Annotated in this window: 14 protein-coding genes; 6 read left to right on the forward strand and 8 right to left on the reverse strand. The window is 57.9% G+C overall.

Features of this window, described 5'->3' with window-relative positions:
* Position 1: 1 nt before the first annotated feature.
* Complete coding sequence (locus tag MLD04_RS10125; RefSeq protein WP_248157785.1) at positions 2–1,594, forward strand: ArnT family glycosyltransferase; 1,593 nt, start codon at positions 2–4, stop codon at positions 1,592–1,594.
* On the opposite strand, the gene MLD04_RS10130 is transcribed toward MLD04_RS10125, so the two are convergent.
* Positions 1,577–2,926: an ATP-binding protein gene (locus MLD04_RS10130; protein WP_248158268.1), complete on the reverse strand. Its 1,350-nt coding sequence runs from the start codon at positions 2,924–2,926 to the stop codon at positions 1,577–1,579. The genes MLD04_RS10125 and MLD04_RS10130 overlap by 18 nt on opposite strands.
* Complete coding sequence (locus MLD04_RS10135) at positions 2,926–3,585, reverse strand: response regulator (protein ID WP_248157787.1); 660 nt, start codon at positions 3,583–3,585, stop codon at positions 2,926–2,928. The genes MLD04_RS10130 and MLD04_RS10135 overlap by 1 nt, the downstream gene beginning before the upstream one ends.
* Before the next feature lie 179 nt (positions 3,586–3,764).
* On the opposite strand from MLD04_RS10135, the gene MLD04_RS10140 reads away from it, so the two are divergent.
* The 4 genes from MLD04_RS10140 to MLD04_RS10155 all read left to right on the forward strand — a co-directional run bounded on the left by MLD04_RS10140 (position 3,765) and on the right by MLD04_RS10155 (position 8,145).
* Entirely contained in the window at positions 3,765–4,157 is a 393-nt protein-coding gene (locus MLD04_RS10140) for a PepSY domain-containing protein (RefSeq protein WP_248157788.1), read from the forward strand.
* A gap of 104 nt (positions 4,158–4,261) precedes the next feature.
* A complete protein-coding gene (locus MLD04_RS10145; protein WP_248158270.1) occupies positions 4,262–4,720 on the forward strand; it encodes a DUF2271 domain-containing protein in 459 nt (152 codons plus the stop codon).
* A gap of 21 nt (positions 4,721–4,741) precedes the next feature.
* A complete protein-coding gene (locus tag MLD04_RS10150) occupies positions 4,742–6,943 on the forward strand; it encodes a PepSY domain-containing protein (protein WP_248157789.1) in 2,202 nt (733 codons plus the stop codon).
* A 149-nt stretch (positions 6,944–7,092) separates the two neighbouring features.
* Positions 7,093–8,145 carry an NAD(P)-dependent alcohol dehydrogenase gene (locus MLD04_RS10155; RefSeq protein WP_248157790.1) on the forward strand — a complete coding sequence of 351 codons (1,053 nt, stop codon included), beginning with the start codon at positions 7,093–7,095 and terminating at the stop codon, positions 8,143–8,145.
* A gap of 52 nt (positions 8,146–8,197) precedes the next feature.
* On the opposite strand, the gene MLD04_RS10160 is transcribed toward MLD04_RS10155, so the two are convergent.
* From MLD04_RS10160 to MLD04_RS10170, 3 genes are read right to left on the reverse strand one after another with little or no spacing between them, the layout of a single operon-like run.
* Positions 8,198–8,797 (reverse strand): ATP-dependent zinc protease family protein, encoded by a 600-nt coding sequence (locus MLD04_RS10160; protein WP_248157791.1) that lies wholly within the window; start codon positions 8,795–8,797, stop codon positions 8,198–8,200.
* On the reverse strand, positions 8,797–9,369 hold the full coding sequence (locus MLD04_RS10165; protein WP_248157792.1) for an acyl carrier protein phosphodiesterase: 573 nt from the start codon (positions 9,367–9,369) through the stop codon (positions 8,797–8,799). The genes MLD04_RS10160 and MLD04_RS10165 overlap by 1 nt, the downstream gene beginning before the upstream one ends.
* A 27-nt stretch (positions 9,370–9,396) precedes the next feature.
* Positions 9,397–9,957, reverse strand: coding sequence for a porin family protein (locus MLD04_RS10170; protein WP_248157793.1), 561 nt, complete (start codon positions 9,955–9,957; stop codon positions 9,397–9,399).
* 251 nt (positions 9,958–10,208) lie between these two features.
* Here MLD04_RS10170 and MLD04_RS10175 point away from each other — a divergent pair, with 251 nt between their 5' ends.
* Positions 10,209–11,621, forward strand: a complete 1,413-nt coding sequence (locus MLD04_RS10175; protein WP_248158273.1) for a TrkH family potassium uptake protein — start codon at positions 10,209–10,211, stop codon at positions 11,619–11,621.
* A 9-nt stretch (positions 11,622–11,630) separates the two neighbouring features.
* Here MLD04_RS10175 and glgP read toward each other — a convergent pair whose 3' ends face one another.
* The 3 genes from glgP to malQ form a co-directional block, all read right to left on the reverse strand.
* A complete protein-coding gene (glgP, locus tag MLD04_RS10180) occupies positions 11,631–14,156 on the reverse strand; it encodes an alpha-glucan family phosphorylase (RefSeq protein ID WP_248157795.1) in 2,526 nt (841 codons plus the stop codon).
* A 43-nt stretch (positions 14,157–14,199) separates the two neighbouring features.
* Positions 14,200–14,550, reverse strand: a complete 351-nt coding sequence (locus tag MLD04_RS10185; RefSeq protein ID WP_248157797.1) for a PilZ domain-containing protein — start codon at positions 14,548–14,550, stop codon at positions 14,200–14,202.
* 81 nt (positions 14,551–14,631) lie between these two features.
* Complete coding sequence (gene malQ, locus MLD04_RS10190; RefSeq protein ID WP_248157798.1) at positions 14,632–16,131, reverse strand: 4-alpha-glucanotransferase; 1,500 nt, start codon at positions 16,129–16,131, stop codon at positions 14,632–14,634.

Consider the following 16,131-nt stretch of genomic DNA (forward strand, 5'->3'; position numbering starts at 1 on the left):
GGTGTCGAGCAAGCGAATGCCACTTTATACAATCGCAATCTTATTAATTACGGGTCTGGCCAGTCTTGCTTTGCGTTCGCCTTTTCCTGTTGATGAAACCCGTTACCTTTCCGTAGCTTGGGAAATGTGGCTCAAAGGTGACTTAATATTGCCAATACTCAATGGAGAGCCATACTCCCATAAACCCCCACTTCTGTTCTGGCTAATGCACGCCGGTTGGGTGGTTTTCGGCGTGAATGACTATACCCCAAGGCTGATTTCACTGGCGGCAGGGTTGGCCTCCATCCCGCTCGTGTCCTTCATCGCGGGCTTTTTCTGGCCGGATCGCCCCAGGGTCCGCTCAGTCGCCCCGTTGATACTTGTTAGCTTCCTCTCCTGGTTGCTGTATTCCACCACCATTATGTTCGACATCGTGCTGGGTTTCTTTGCACTGGCAGCGATTGTATCTGCCCTGAAGGCCTATTCGCATGCCTCGCTCCTTTGGTTCGTTCTGTGTGGTGTGATGCTCGGTGGTGGTATGTTGACCAAAGGGCCGGTGATTCTCCTCGATGTACTGCCGGTACTTGTTCTGATGCCATGGTGGCGGCCGGATGTCGAAGGTCCCGGACCTGGCCGCTGGTATGCCGGAATTCTGCTCGCAGTCATTATCAGTGCGCTGATCATGCTGGCGTGGGTATATCCCGCCGTTCAAAGGGGCGGCCCCGATTTCGAAAACGCATTGATCTGGAAGCAGACCACCGGCCGGATGGTGGAGTCATTCGCCCACGCCCGTCCGTGGTATTGGTACCTGATGCTGCTCCCTGTCCTGTTGCTACCCTGGGGCATTCTGTTCTGGGAAAAGGCGTGGCGGGGTCGGCTCTGGCGAGACGCTGGAGAGCGGTTCTGCGTGGTGTGGTTCGGCGTTACCTTGCTGGCCTTTTCGCTGATCAGCGGCAAGCAGATTCATTACCTCATTCCAGTCATGCCAGCTGTTGCGCTCTGGCTGGCCAGGCGGATTCAGGAACGCCCGATACGGCGCGTCAGTCTCATTGTGTTGGGGAGTCTGTCTTTGTTGATCGGGATCGGACTGTTGCTGGCACCGGAGTGGTGTGAGTTGAGTGGATCCTATCCGGCCTGTGAAGACACACCTCGCGTCGGTGGCCTGTTGCCCTTGGCACTGGGGATGGTATGTCTGTTGCGTTCCGATTCGAGCGACGTATTCCGCTTGCGGTTGATCGCATTATTCCCCATGGCTATCTTTATGGGTGTCCTCGGTAATTTTATCGGACTTGCCCAACGGCAGGATGTAGGACCAATTGCAGGAGAAATTCAGGAGCTTCAAGATCAGGGAAAAACTGTAGCTAACGTTAGCAAATATCACGGTCAGTATCAGTTCGTAGGCAGACTGAAACAGCCACTGAAAGTCCTGAGTGCAAATGAGCTCACGGATTGGGCAGCAAAAAATTCCGGTGACTATCTTGTAGTATACGTTCGACGGCCAGAAACGAGCCTATTAGAGTCAGCGAAAGCAGTTTTTCCGTATAGGGGAAAACAAGCTGTGATCATTTCGGCTCGAGATTGGCTGCGATACAAGCGTTCAAACGCCGGGCAGTGAAAATGACACTTCGAACCCATCGGACCGCCCCGTTGCGGGAGACCGGATGTCCAGGCTCGTGTGCACACCCTGTGCGATCGCCCTGACAATCGCCAGTCCAAGTCCGGACCCGTTGGCCTTCGCCGTGCCCCGCACGAACCGGTCGCTCAACCCACGAAGCGTTTGTTCTTCCAACAGAGGCCCACCATTGATGACCCGGAACACACCCGGACCTAGCTGAACCACGATCGATTCGTTCTCACTGCCGTATTTCAGCGCATTTTCAATGAGGTTGCGCGCCAGGATGGCAAAGACATCGGGATCCAGTCTGGAAAACAGAGGACCGTCTTCGGGCACGTCGACAACGAGCCGATCGGAGGCCCCTCGAAAATCCTGAAGCACGTAATGCAGGACGGGTGTCAGGTCAGCCGGCTCCGGCAATAGCAGTCCGGCTCCCTCGGCCCTGGCCAGCTGCATAAGCTTTTCAGAGAGCCGGGAGAGCTTTCGGAGCGATGATTCAATTCGCTTTATCCGTTCATCGGATGGTAGACCATCAGCAATCTCCCGCTTCAGCCGCTGGGTCTGGGCCAGTGCTTCTGCGATCGGTGTGCGCAGCTCATGGGCACTGTTGGACGTAAAGCTGCGTTCGGCCTCCAGGGCGCGCTCCAACCTTTCCATCAGACTGTTGACCGCCCGGGAAACCGGCTCCATTTCTGCGGGCAACTGCCCCTGGCTATCGACCGGAGTCAGATCGCCCTCACCCCTGGCTTCGATCGCATCGCGGTAGGCAACCATGGGTCTGAGGCTTCGCCGTACGTAATACCAGACACCAAGGAAACTCAGGGGAACGGCCAGTGCCAGGGGGACCAGCAGAGCCAACACCGTTTCAAGGAGCGCCTTTCGACGGTGCTCAAGTGGCTCGGCCACTTCGATAAAAAGCGTATTGCTGATCGCAGACGTGCCGTAGAAACGATATTGCCCGGCGTTGTGGAATCCGGTGACCGGGTTGGCCGGAAAGATATCGCCTTTCGCTTCGTGGGACTGCAGAAGAACGTGACCACTGGCGTCGCGAACCGTGTAGGTCAGGTATTCCTTCGCCTCCTCCAGTGGTGCAATGTTCTGGGGATTAATCGAACCGTTTGAGGTGTCCTGGTTGAGGATTTCCATCACGGCCAGAGGCATCAGGCGCTCGGCGGTTTCCTGCAGGGCGCTGTCGAAGACCTCATACATTTCCGAGCGAACGACAAAGCCGGCAATGCCGGTAGCGGCAAGCCACAGACTGGCAAGCAGGATGGTGAGGCCAACGCCCAGCCGTCGCTGAAGGCTGACCGGTCGTTGAGTGGATTCCGGCATCATGAATAACCCAGACGGTAGCCCATGCCCCGAACGGTTTCGATCGCGTCGCGTCCGAGTTTCTTCCGGATCCGGCTGATGTACACCTCGATGGTGTTGCTTTCGATTTCCGTCCCGTACGCATACAGGCGGTCCTCAAGCTGGCTCTTCGTCAGCAGGTGCCCCGGCCGCTGAATAAGCCCCTCGAACAGAGCCCATTCACGTGCCGTCAGTTCGACGCTTTTTCCCTCGCGAAAAAGACTGTGAGCCGAAAGATCGACCTGGAGAGGCCCCAGCTCCAGAAGCGGATTGGGGTTTCCATGATATCGACGTGCCACCGCGGAGACCCGCGCAGAGAGTTCGTCCAGATCAAATGGCTTGACCAGATAATCGTCAGCGCCCGCATTCAGTCCGGCAATCCGGTCGGAGACCTGGTCTTTCGCGGTAAGAATAATGACCGGTGAAAGATCACCCCGCCGTCGAAAATCCTTGAGCAGATCAAGGCCCTGCCCGTCCGGCAACATCAGGTCCAGCAACACCAGGTTGTAATCGGTCACTCGAGCGATGGCTTCGGCTTCAGCCAGGGTCTTTGCCCAGTCCATGGCATGGCCATCGTCCGTCAACTGGTCCACGACTGCCTCGCCGAGTACGGGGTTATCCTCCACCAAAAGGATTCGCACGCTTTGCCAACTCCCACAAATTACCCAAATGCCGTCTTTGATCAGCGAGGCATGGTTACACACAAACCTTACCGGAACCTGAACAGGCTCATTCAGGTTGATGTCAGGAACGCTCTCTACACTGCGCCATTATAGCTACCGGATAACCGGTGTTCTTGCTCAAGGTCAGGAGACATCGCATGAAAGCATTACTGATAGCCGGCGCCGTATTCGCCGCCACTGTTGTGAGTACGGGCGCGCAGGCTGACGAAGACTGTTACGAGCCCGTCGCGAACTGGCGCCCGAAGTCCCAGCTCCTCCAATACCTGCAGAGTTCGGGATGGCAGGTTATGCGAATCAAGGTCGATGACGGCTGCTATGAAGTGGAAGGGGTCAATCCAGAGGGCCAGCGTGTCGAAGCAACGTTCTCTCCGTCGACGTTCGAAAGTATGGGCCAGGAATACGAAGGCGATGAAGACGAGGAGAACGAACATGAAAGGCTGGCTCCGTCCGTCGATTCTCAGACATCCACCCCGGCCCAGCCTCCAGCGAACAGCCTGATTAATGCTCGCCCGAAGGTATCGGTGCAGTGAAGTCTCGATCGTTTCAAATCCAGAGGGTAGAACGAATGAATCAACTGAAGACGAATGACAATTCACAACCGCGACATGGAACGGCCATTCGGCGCCTGGTGCTCATGGCATTGCTGCTGATCCCTGCCCTGGCGGCCAGCATGCCGGCTTCAGCCAGGGAAGTGACCTTTTCCGCGGAGCTGAAACCCTACTATGGCGACGGCGCCTACCTTGCGCTTTACGTCACTGACGACAAGGGGCAGTACCAGGGCACCTTGTGGGTGGCTGGTGGAAAGTCCAAATACTACCGCCACCTCCGGCACTGGGCCCGGGGCAGCAATCTTTCGCGAAGCGAATACGATGGCCTGACCGGGGCTTCGGTCCAGAGCGGAAGAACCCTGAACGTGACCGTTGATCTGGCGGACAAACTGTTCGATGGCGGATATCAGGTTCGAATCGACAGCGCCGTTGAAGACCTGCGGGATGCTCCCTCCGACGTCGTTGTTCCGTTAACCCGCGATGGGGCCGGCACGCCGGTATCAGGGCGCGGCTACGTCAAATCCCTTCGCTACGATTTCAAATAATCCTCGTTGCCGGAGCTGAGCATGTTGCGCAAACTGCATTCCATACCCGGACTTATCGTCGGGATCTTTGCCATCGTCCTCGCGATCAGCGGGGCGATCATGGCAATCCATCCTGTGCTGGAGCGCAGCCAGGCGGTTGTGCCCGCCGCAAGCGAACTGTCTGTCGCCCAGCTTGCAGACCGTATTGTGAGCCACTATCCCGGCACCGAACAGATCAAGCGCACCCCCTCAGGGTCCGTCATCGCCTACTACAGCAATGACGGATCGGCCGGGGCCGTCCTCATCAACCCGAATACCGGCAAAGCCATCGCGCCCTACGAGCCCTCCCGGTTCTTCCGGTGGGTAAAGGACCTGCATCGTTCACTGATGCTTGGTGACGCAGGACGAGGTGCCGTCGGCATTGCCGCCGCCTTGATGACGGTCGTGTGCCTGGCCGGCCTACTGTTCCTGGTCAGACGCCAGGGCGGCTGGCGAAATCTGGCGAAGCCACTCAAAGGCACACTGGCACAGCGGCTGCACACCCAGATCGGACGAGTCACCGTCGTGATACTGCTGCTTTCTGCCCTTTCAGGGACCTACATGTCCGCAACCCGGTTCGGGCTGCTCCCTGATGCCTCACTGAAAGAGCCACCGTTCCCGACCGTTAACCACGATGCGCCAAGGGCGCCGGTTGGTGACCTCAAGGCCCTCAGGAGTGTCGACCTTGCCCAGCTTGAGGAGCTGGTCTTCCCCTTCCCTGATGATCCTCAAGATGTCTATTCGCTGAGAACCAGCCGGGGTGCCGGTTTCGTTGATCCGGTCACCGGGGCCCTGCTTTCGTTCACACCGCGCCCAGTACCGTCGGGCATTTACGGGCTGATCTATCAGCTGCATACCGGTGAAGGCCTGTGGTGGCTGGCCGTTATCCTCGGCATAGGGGCTCTGGGCATTCCGGCCCTCTCCATGACCGGCACTGCTATCTGGTGGCGTCGCAGGCGATCCGCACCCAAGTCCGTCGGCCATTCCCGCGACGATGCAGACACCGTGATCCTGGTCGGGAGCGAAGGCAACACGACCTGGGGGTTTGCCGAAGCCCTTGCCACGGCACTCATCGATGGCGGATTGCGTGTGCATCTGGCGGCCATGAACAGCCTGGCGGGGTCCTATCCCAAGGCCCGACGAATGATCCTGATGACAGCCACCTACGGAGAAGGCGATGCACCCGCTTCGGCCTCCGGATTTCTGGATCGGCTGGAGCGGATGCCGGATGACCTGAAACTTCCCTACACCGTGCTCGGCTTCGGCGACAGACAATTCCCGGCATTCTGTGGTTTTGCCAAGGACGTCGACCATGCCCTGGCGCGCAAGGGGTGGCCGCGATTGATTGCGGCCGAGTGGATCGACCGGAAGAACAGTCAGGTATTCAATCGGTGGAGCCGCCGACTGGGCGAGTCCACGGGCCTCAAACTGTCTGTGAATCACACGCCGGAGAGGCCGGCTACCCAACCGATGACGCTGCTGGACCGTGAGAGTTATGGAGAACCGGACTCGCCTATTTTCGTCCTGCGTTTTCGTCCATCCGCGTCCGGTATCAAAAACACTCGGGGTGCGGAAACCCGGCCTTTCGAAGCGGGTGATCTGATCGGCATCCTCCCACCCGGCAGCGAGACGCCGCGATTCTATTCTCTGGCGTCGTCCAGCGAAGACGGCGTTGCGGAAATCTGTGTCCGCAAGCACCAGGGCGGTCTCTGCTCGACACATCTCCAGCAGCTGCAACCGGGCGAGGAAATCGATGCGTTCATCCAGCCCAACCCGGATTTCCGGCCAACCACCGGCGGCTCTCCGGTCGTTCTGATCGGCGCAGGAACGGGAATTGGTCCGTTGGCCGGCTTTATCCGGAAAAACGGAGCACGAAAGCCGATGTACCTGTACTGGGGTGGCCGTAACCCCAACTCCGATTTTCTGTATCGGGATGTCCTGACACGATGCCTTGAGGATAAGCGGCTGAGCGAGCTGAATACCGCGTTCTCCCGGGTTGAACAGGGGCATTACGTGCAAGACCGTCTCCTGGCCGATGCATCCAGGCTCCGGCAAGTGATCAACAATGGCGGCCAGGTGCTCGTGTGTGGAGGCCGGGAAATGGCGCAGGGCGTTATGACGGCCCTCGACGAAATCCTCGCGCCCTTGAAACTGGATGTAAGCGCCCTCAGAGCCGAAGGGCGGTACCTCGAAGACGTTTACTGATTTTTGTGGAGATCAAGGCGACTGAAACTTTGGTCGAAGTCGCTAAGCCACATCAACCTCGTCAACGTAGATAGCAGGGTAACGACTTGCAGGCTAAGCTTGCGCGCTATCAGAACGACATTCACGTCACAAACATCAGGGAGCATGCTATGGAAGTGAAAGCTTATGGCGCCTATGCCTCGGACAAACCACTGGAGAGCATGGACATTCAGCGTCGGGCGCCCGGACCGGACGATGTGCAGATCGACATTGTTTACTGCGGCGTCTGCCATTCCGATCTCCACCAGGTTCGCTCCGAGTGGGGAGGCACCCACTACCCCTGCGTACCTGGCCACGAAATCGTGGGCCACGTGAGCGCCGTCGGCGACAAGGTCAGCGCCTTTCGTGTGGGCGACACCGTTGGCGTGGGATGCATGGTCGACAGCTGCCAGCACTGTCATTCGTGTGACGAAGGTCTTGAGCAGTATTGCGAAAATGGCTTTACCCCAACCTACAACGGCGCAACCGAGGATCACCCCGGGCACACCCTGGGTGGCTATTCACAGAAAATCGTTGTGGATCAGAACTTCGTACTGAAGATTCGCCATCCGGAGGAGCAGCTCGCGGCGGTGGCACCGCTGTTGTGCGCCGGTATTACCACCTACTCACCGCTGCGTCACTGGAACGTTGGCCCCGGCAAAAAAGTGGGAATTGTAGGTATTGGTGGCCTGGGACACATGGGGGTAAAACTGGCTCACGCCATGGGCGCCCACACCGTTGCCTTCACGACCTCCGAGAACAAACGCGAAGCAGCCCGGGAGCTGGGGGCCGATGAGGTCATCGTTTCCAGGAATGAGGAAGAAATGGCGGCCCATGCCGGCACGTTCGACTTCATCCTCAATACCGTCGCAGCCAGCCACAACCTCGATGCCTACACCAACCTGCTCAAGCGGGACGGCACCCTGACCATGGTGGGCGTTCCGGAAGATCCACACCCCTCACCCGCTATCGGAAACCTGATCTTCAAGCGTCGCAATATCGCCGGATCGTTGATCGGTGGCATTGCGGAAACCCAGGAGATGCTGGATTTCTGCGCAGAACACAAGATCGTGGCGGACATTGAACTGATTCCCGCCAAAGCGATCAACGAGGCATACGAGCGGATGCTGAAAAGCGACGTGAAATATCGGTTTGTAATCGATAACGCGACTCTGGCCGAGTGAACCCACGACGCGCATGAGAAAAAAGACCGCCTTCAGGGGCGGTCTTTTTCATTCAGGGTTTGATCAGTTTTGCCTTGTGCTCTCGCACCAGTTCCTCAAGCGTGGGCGATGCGCACTCCTTTTTCGCCTGAAAACTGTCGGAGGAATCGATCAGGATGCCGTCGTCGCCCAGAAAGCGCCGTCCCAGCAGCACCGGGTAGGAAAAAGCGCTGCGATCGGTGAGCGAAAATTGCGTGGTATGGCGCGTGCCGGCAATACAGAAATCCATATCGACCACATAGCGCCTCTGCGGAGGCGCTCCCTTCCTCTTGATCAGAACCACCCTGCGGACGGGGCGCTCAAACTGCACGACGACATCCTTCGGATCTACCTGCCCTTCACTTCGCTGGTCCTTGTGATCACCCAACGGAATCACGAAACGAACCCATTCCTTGCCGTTCCGTTTGAACTCTTCAACCTGCTTCGCGTGAAGCGACGATGTCTTGGCGCCTGTGTCCAGACGGGCCTTCAAACGGAGATCGGCATCGCTGAGAACGGTCCACTCAACAAAACCCAGCACCTCAGGGACCTTTTCGCTCTGGTCCGGTTCGGCATTGACGCAGGGCGCGATGATCACGGAAAAAACAAGCACAAAAAAACTAATAAATCGCATCAAAAATCCTGTGCAACCTTCTCTAATTCTGGGAAAAACTCTAAAAAATATGCTTCCAATTCGTCATGATGGTCCCGGATTTCGAGAATCATCCCTTCGAATCGATTGGGAAAACGGATCCGCGCCGCCACCCGGTCAAGGGCCTGACCGATGTTGTCCAGGCTCCGGTAGGCGTTGAACCAGTCATGGGTGACCATACGGGACGTCACTCGCGCCATGTCCGGTGGCATCAGATGCTGGCGAGACTCAAGCTCGTCGTAGACCTTCATAATAAACGTATCGGGGTCCTGATCACTGAAGGCATACCAGTGCTTGAGCAGAAAATGGTCGTAGAGGATATCCAGCGCCACCCCTGCGAAACGCCGGCGTCTTGCGGAAAACAGGCGTTTCGAGGCAAGGACAGAATCGTGCCGGTCCGTGAAGCTGTCCACCATGCGATGGTGCTCCACGCCCCGGCGAACTTCTTCGGGGAGACTCTCAAGTTCAACCCCGCGGGTAAAGTCCCCAAGGATACTGCCCACGCGTGCCTGCGCGGTGTCCGGTGCCAGGAAAACGTGGGCAAGATGGTTCAAAACAGATCCTGTTTCAGGTGACCTTTATCAGAAGTTTACCTGAACACCGAGGCCGAGTCCGTCCAGGGTAACGTTGTCCTTGTCGTAGTAGCGCATGTATTCCAGGTTACCCGACAGGTTCGGCGCGAACTGCATGTTGACGCCGAGACCATAGGAGACGTCGGAGCCATCATCACGGATGGTTGAAGATCCCAGGTCTGCTTCAGACTCAACCCGGGTGAAGCCCAGCACGGCGTATGGGGTTACCGGGGATTCGTTGGCAAGATTGACCGTGGCGTACCCACCATAGAAATTGTCGATAGACACGTCGGCGATCCCGACCCGATCATCATCCACGCCAAAGCCGGCACGGGCCTCGATGCCCAGAAACGGCGTGGCCATTACGCCAACTTTGCCCGAGAGCGTGCCCAGGTCCGCATCCGCGTTGCTGTCGTTGTAATCGGCATTCATGAACGTGTAGTTCAGTCCCGCATAAAGACCTCCGACAGAGGATTTGTACATATCCTGAGCCATTGCCGGGCTACTGGCGAGCAGTGCGCCGCTGGCGATGCCTGCGATTGTCATGGCAAGACTTGTTGTTCGTTTCATCTGAGTTCTCCTTTACCGATTCATTCGGCTGTGCCGATTTCCAAGATGCAACAACCGCACGAATGTTGCCAGAGAAAGGATCCGGATTTACGCCGAATTTACATCACTTTAATGTCCCCGAAATGCCCGCAGCCACGCGCCTTTACCTTGCAGAAGCCGGAGGGCGTGGGTATTCTGACGCGGTCTTCAGGTGTCGCTGACAAGAGCATTTCTTGAGAAACCTCTACCCCGTCGTCTTCATTGTCAGCGTCATGTTCGTGCTACTGAGCATTTTCATGACGCTCCCCGTGCTTTTACTGGTGCAGTCCACTGCGCCCAATGCCGTTGCGTTTGCAGAGTCTGCCAGCATCTGCCTGGGTCTCGGGCTTATCGGGATGTTTGCCACGCGGGGTTACGCCAGCGACCTCAAACCCCGATACATGTTCGTGCTGACGGTTTCCAGCTGGTTCATCATCGCTTTGTTGTCGGCTCTCCCCTTCTTCCTCAGCGATAACGGGATTTCGGCGGCCGATGCGTTTTTTGAGGGCGCTTCGGGCATCACGACCACCGGCGCCACGGTTTTCAGTGGCCTGGATACGATGGATCGCGATCTCCTGCTCTGGCGCTCGATTCTCCAATGGATTGGCGGAATCGGGATCATCGGCATGTTCGTCGCGGTGCTACCCTTCCTCCGGGTGGGCGGCATGCGCCTGTTCGCCACCGAATCGTCGGAGTGGACGGACAAGGCCTTGCCACGGATGAAAACCCTCAGCCGGGGTCTTCTGTTTGTCTATTTATTCTTTTCGATCATCGCGGTGGTGACTTACCGCGTGTCGGGCATGGACCTGTTCGACGCGTTCAACCATGGCCTCACCAGTATTGCCACCGGCGGATTTTCAACCTCGGACATGTCCATGGGGAAATTCGACGACCTGATTCTCATGGAAGCCACGTTCTTCATGATGATCGGCAGTATGCCGTTCTTCCTGTTTGTCAGGGAAATGCACGGCCAGCACGGGGTCCTGTTCCGGGATCAGCAGGTGCGCATGTTCCTGACCCTGTTACTGGTTGTGCCCCTGCTGCTCACGTTCCATGAGTGGTGGATATCCCCGGATCAATTCGATCCCTTCCACAACTACACCTCCACGCTTTTCAACGTTACATCGGTCGTCACGACCACCGGCTATGCCTCAGAGGACTATTCCGCCTGGGGTTCACTGGCGTTCGTGGTGTTCTTTTTCCTGATGTTCGTGGGCGGCTGCTCCGGATCGACAGCAGGCGGTATGAAGATTTTCCGGTTCCAGCTATCGATCCTGATACTGCGCGAGCAATTGATGCGCCTGCTCCACCCGCGTGCGGTACTGACCCGGAATTACAACGGGCGGGCGGTGAGCGACGAGATCATTTCCTCGATGATCGCCTACACCTTTATTTTTCTTCTGTGCCTGGCATTGATCACACTCGCGCTGGCAGCCATGGAGCTGGATTTCGTGACGGCTCTGTCCGGGGCGCTGACTGCCCTGACAAATGTCGGTCCCGGGCTCGGGGAAATCATCGGCCCGGCCGGCAACTTCGGCCCCTTGCCGGACGCTGCCAAGTGGATTCTCGCCGTGGGAATGCTGATGGGGCGTCTGGAGATTCTCTCCGTGGTGATCGTTCTGTCGCCGGCGTTCTGGCGAGGCTAACGGACAGTTTTACTTCAGCCAGAGAACGGACGGATTCTCCAGCGGCAGGTTCAACCGTTCATCCCGGATTCGCACTCTCGGCGTGTAGTGCCCCTCCGGTCTGGGCGGTACCAGGCATTGGTAGGTCCAGGCATGGGCGGATCCTTCCAGCGCCTGAACCATCTTCATCTCATGGACTTCGCGTTCGCCGAACTCCGACGCTTCGGCGACGAGCTCTACCTGGACCCGCTGTTCGCTGACGCCATCCAGATAAACATCCACCACATACAAATGCTGATCATCCTTGTCGTGGACGTTCAGTCCGGAGAACCGCATTCGGGGCCAATGGGAGGCGATATCACGGGCTTCCTGAACGAGCGTATGCGCCGTTTCAGAGTCTCTCTGTTTCCCCAGCGCACGCATTGGAAGATAGAAATCCTCAACATACTGCCTGACCATTCGGGTGGCGGAAAACGGCGCTGTAAGCTGATTCATGCTCGCACGGATTCTGTCAATCCACTCCTTGGGACGCCCATCCTGGCCGGCGTTGTAGAAAGCAGGGATCACCTGATTCTCAAGCAGGTCGAACAGTTCCCGAGAATCCGGCTCATCGTGGTCGTTGGTATGGCTGAGTTCCTCGAACGTCGCACCGGGCCGGATGGCCCAGCCAACATCGTTGTTCCAGGCTTCCGCCCACCAGCCATCAAACTGGGAGAGATTCAGGCCACCGTTGACCAGTATCTTCATCCCGCTGGTTCCGCACGCCTCCCATGGATGGCGAGGGGTATTCAGCCAGACATCGACACCCTGGATCAATTGCGTCGCGACCCCAAGGTCGTAATCCTCGATGAACACGACCCGGCCTTCCACATCCGGACGCCTGGAGAACTGTTTCCATCTCCGAATCAGTGCCTTGCCCGTTCGATCCTTCGGATGGGCCTTTCCAGCGAGAACGACCTGTATCGGCCGGTCGCGATTGGTTAACAGGGAGAGCAGCCGGCGCTCGTCCCTAAGCAACAGATCCGGGCGTTTGTATTCCGTAAACCGTCGGGCGAAACCGATCGTCAGGGTCTCACTGTCGAGCAGCAGGCCGCACGCTGTGGCCGGATTGTTGCCCGGTCCCTGATCGCAGTGTTGACTGGACAACCGCTGCCGGAGGTAATGAACCAGGCGCTTTTTCTGGGCCAGCCTCATCGCCCAGATGGACTCATCCGATATCCCGTCCAAGGGGCTGGCATTGCGCATCGGCTTACGCCAGCGGTCCCGGCCACAGGCCGTCGTCCAGAGTTCATCCGATTCCGGAGAGTCCCAGCTTGGTGTGTGAACACCGTTGGTGACGTACTCTACCGGGATGTCTTCGCGTGGCCAGCGAGGGAAAAAGGGTTCCAGAATGGTCTGGCTGACCTTCTGGTGAACCTGGCTGACACCGTTGATACGACCGCTCAGGTTCACGGCCAACCAGGCCATATTCAGTAAGGGCTGTCCACTCTCATCCCTGTCGATGGGCGCGCTGCCGAGCGAAAACAGTTCATCCACCGACATATCCTGACCGGCAAGCCAGGGTCCGAGATAGAGCTGGATAAGACGCCGGGGAAAGCGGTCAAAACCTGCTGCGACCGACGTGTGAGTGGTAAAAAGATTGGTCGCACGGGTGGCCAGACGCGCGGTGTCGAAATCCCGCTCATTATCCTCTGCCCAGCTGAAGGCCCGTTCCAGCATGGCAAACGCGCAATGCCCCTCATTGATGTGGCAGATTGAAGGATTACGCCCCAGCGTACGGAGCAGGCGCCAGCCGCCGATTCCAAGCACCATCTCCTGCTGCAGGCGCTTTTCCGGATCGCCACTGTAGAGTTCACTTGTGATGCCGCGATCCCCCGGTTCGTTCCTGGGATCGTTGCTGTCGAGAAGCAACAGATCACAATGCCCTACCCGCCCGATCCAGGCGCGGAGTCTTACGTCCCGGCCCGGCAGGGGCACGACTACCCTTACCCACTCATCGTTTTCATCGCGCAAGGGCGACAGCGGCAGCATGGTCGGATCGTTGTACGGGTAGAGTTCGATCTGTTCCCCGTCAGCGCCGATCGCCTGCCGGAAATAGCCCTGCTGGTATAGCAATCCCACGGCGGTCACCGGCACCCCGAGGTCGCTGGCGGCTTTCAGGTAGTCGCCGGCAAGTACCCCCAGGCCACCACTGTATAGCGGCAGGGATTCACTCAGGCCGTATTCCATGCAAAAGAAGGCAACGCCCCGGTCCAGGGCATTGGCGCACTGATCCGAATACCAGGTCCGGGCATGGACAAACGCATCGTGTTCCTCCATCTGTTCCCGGTAGCGCGCCAGGAATGAAGGTTCGCGACTGAGCTCTTCCAGACGATCGCCGGCGACACTGTTCAGTACCAGCCAGGCGTTGCGGGTTGCGGTCCAGGTTTCTTCATCCAGTGTACGCCACAGCACATCGCTGCCGTGATGCCAGCTCCACCGGAGGTCCAGAGCAAGTGTGAATAGTCCAACGAGTGCTTCCGGAACCTTGCGGGGCCGATAGGCAGCGAGTGTCATGGTTGATCAGAGTCCTTCCAGGGAATGCGCCCGTCCTTTGCTGTCAGTGCATCGGCGAATAATGGCGTTGTGCCTTCGGGTGCTTTTGTAACCATTGCAGGAGATGGGCTATGCACAGTGCATCGTTCTCCACCATGTCGAAATCCAGGCCGATGCCCTGCTCGGATTTGCGCACCACATGCGCCTTCAACCGTCTCAGGGATTCCATGGTCCTGTCTGGATAATACAATTCCAGTTCGACGGTCTGATTGAGCTTGATGTCATCGTAGTCCGTGGCCACGAACACACCGCGGCGCGATGCATCCTGCACAAGCCCTGTCGCGACGGGCATGCCGCGTTTGAAGACCAGAAGAGAGACTCTACCGGGGATGCGCTTGCTGAGTCGGTGCTCCATTGTTTCCTCCCTTGACTCAAAAGAACGCCATCAATACATCCTGTTTATACCGAAGCCCACCGGGGCACCGGTTGACTCTGGTCAAATTATGACCACCCCGGAGAGAGATCGTTCATTACGTTCCAGCAATTGTCGAATCCTGCACACAAGCTCTGTCGTGCACAGGGACAGATCCAGCCGCCAGAGCCAATTTCCGCTGGTTGTTCCGGGCGTGTTGAAACGCGCAGAAGAGTCGAGTCCAAGAAAATCCTGCATGGGGATCATGGCAAGCCAGGAGGCGGAGCGGCAGGCTGCCTCTATCATTGGCCAGGGCATATCGTGACCATCGGTCGACAGGTACGAGTTCACGTAGCCACGGGTGGACTCGTCGAGTGATTGGTACCAGCCCAACGTGGTGTCGTTGTCATGGGTACCGGTATACACGATTCCCCGCTGCTCGTGTCGGTGAAGCAGGTGCGGATTGTCGGAATTGCCATCGAATGCGAATTGTATGACCGCCATCCCCGGTAACTGGAATGCATGGCGAAGCTGCTCGACCTCATCACTGATGATCCCCAGGTTTTCTGCAATGAGCGGGAGATCCGGAAAACGCTGGAAGCAGGTTTCAAGGAACGCCCGACCCGGCCCGGGAACCCAGTAGCCAAACCGTGGTTCCGGTGTCGCAGCGGGGATCTCCCAATAGGCTTCCAGCCCCCGGAAATGGTCGATACGAATCAGATCAAACAGATGTCGCTGGCTGTCCAGGCGCTCAAGCCACCAGGCAAATCCATCGGCCGCCATGGCATCCCAGTTGTACAGCGGGTTCCCCCAGTGTTGCCCGTCCGGAGAAAAATAATCCGGCGGCACCCCCGCAACCACCGTCGGGGCCCCGGATTCATCCAGTTTGAAGAGATGTCGGTTGGCCCACACATCGGCGCTGTCGTAGGCAACGAAAATCGGAATGTCGCCGAAAAGCCTGACCCCACGAGCATTGGCATAGGATTTCAGCGCCTGCCACTGGTGGTGGAACAGGAACTGCTCAAAGCGTATTTCCCGAACGATCGTCTGGTGATCCTGTTCGAAGGCAGAAATTGCATCCGGCGCCCGATCCCTCAAAGCACGAGGCCAGTCCGGCCAGCTCAGGCCCCCCTGGTGTTCCCGAATGGCACAAAACAGCGCGAAGTCTTCAAGCCATCGCGACTGCTCCTGGCAAAACCGGTCATAGGATTCACGGTGGAGCAGGCCCTCTCCACGGAAGAAGCGGTTCGCCGCCAGCCGCAGCAGGCGACCGCGCTCCCCGTCGCTCATCTGCACCAGTTCCTGCTCAGAGAGAAGTTCCAGCGGGACCAGTTCCGACAGGTCAATAAACCAGGGATTTCCCGCATGGGCTGAAAGAGACTGGTAGGGAGACAGGTCCGAATGGGTGGGACCTACGGGCAAGGTTTGCCAGACGCTCAGACCGCTCTGGGCGATAAAGTCGATGAACTGGCGTGCATTCTTGCCCAGGATTCCGTGCTGGTCCGCGAGCGCTGTGGGGTGGAGAAGGACTCCGGCCATCCGGTGTTCGAACAGCGTTGACGAGTGCGCATCCTGTTCACCCAT

Source organism: Marinobacter koreensis (assembly GCF_023156285.1).
Taxonomy (GTDB): domain Bacteria; phylum Pseudomonadota; class Gammaproteobacteria; order Pseudomonadales; family Oleiphilaceae; genus Marinobacter; species Marinobacter koreensis.

Coding starts and splice junctions, on each gene's coding strand:
- MLD04_RS10130 (WP_248158268.1), bottom strand. CDS start 2,926: ATGCCGGAATCCACTCAACGACCGGTCAGCCTTCAGCGACGGCTGGGC.
- MLD04_RS10140 (WP_248157788.1), top strand. CDS start 3,765: ATGAAAGCATTACTGATAGCCGGCGCCGTATTCGCCGCCACTGTTGTG.
- MLD04_RS10145 (WP_248158270.1), top strand. CDS start 4,262: ATGGCATTGCTGCTGATCCCTGCCCTGGCGGCCAGCATGCCGGCTTCA.
- MLD04_RS10150 (WP_248157789.1), top strand. CDS start 4,742: ATGTTGCGCAAACTGCATTCCATACCCGGACTTATCGTCGGGATCTTT.
- MLD04_RS10155 (WP_248157790.1), top strand. CDS start 7,093: ATGGAAGTGAAAGCTTATGGCGCCTATGCCTCGGACAAACCACTGGAG.
- MLD04_RS10160 (WP_248157791.1), bottom strand. CDS start 8,797: ATGCGATTTATTAGTTTTTTTGTGCTTGTTTTTTCCGTGATCATCGCG.
- MLD04_RS10170 (WP_248157793.1), bottom strand. CDS start 9,957: ATGAAACGAACAACAAGTCTTGCCATGACAATCGCAGGCATCGCCAGC.
- MLD04_RS10175 (WP_248158273.1), top strand. CDS start 10,209: ATGTTCGTGCTACTGAGCATTTTCATGACGCTCCCCGTGCTTTTACTG.
- glgP (WP_248157795.1), bottom strand. CDS start 14,156: ATGACACTCGCTGCCTATCGGCCCCGCAAGGTTCCGGAAGCACTCGTT.
- MLD04_RS10185 (WP_248157797.1), bottom strand. CDS start 14,550: ATGGAGCACCGACTCAGCAAGCGCATCCCCGGTAGAGTCTCTCTTCTG.
- malQ (WP_248157798.1), bottom strand. CDS start 16,131: ATGGGTGAACAGGATGCGCACTCGTCAACGCTGTTCGAACACCGGATG.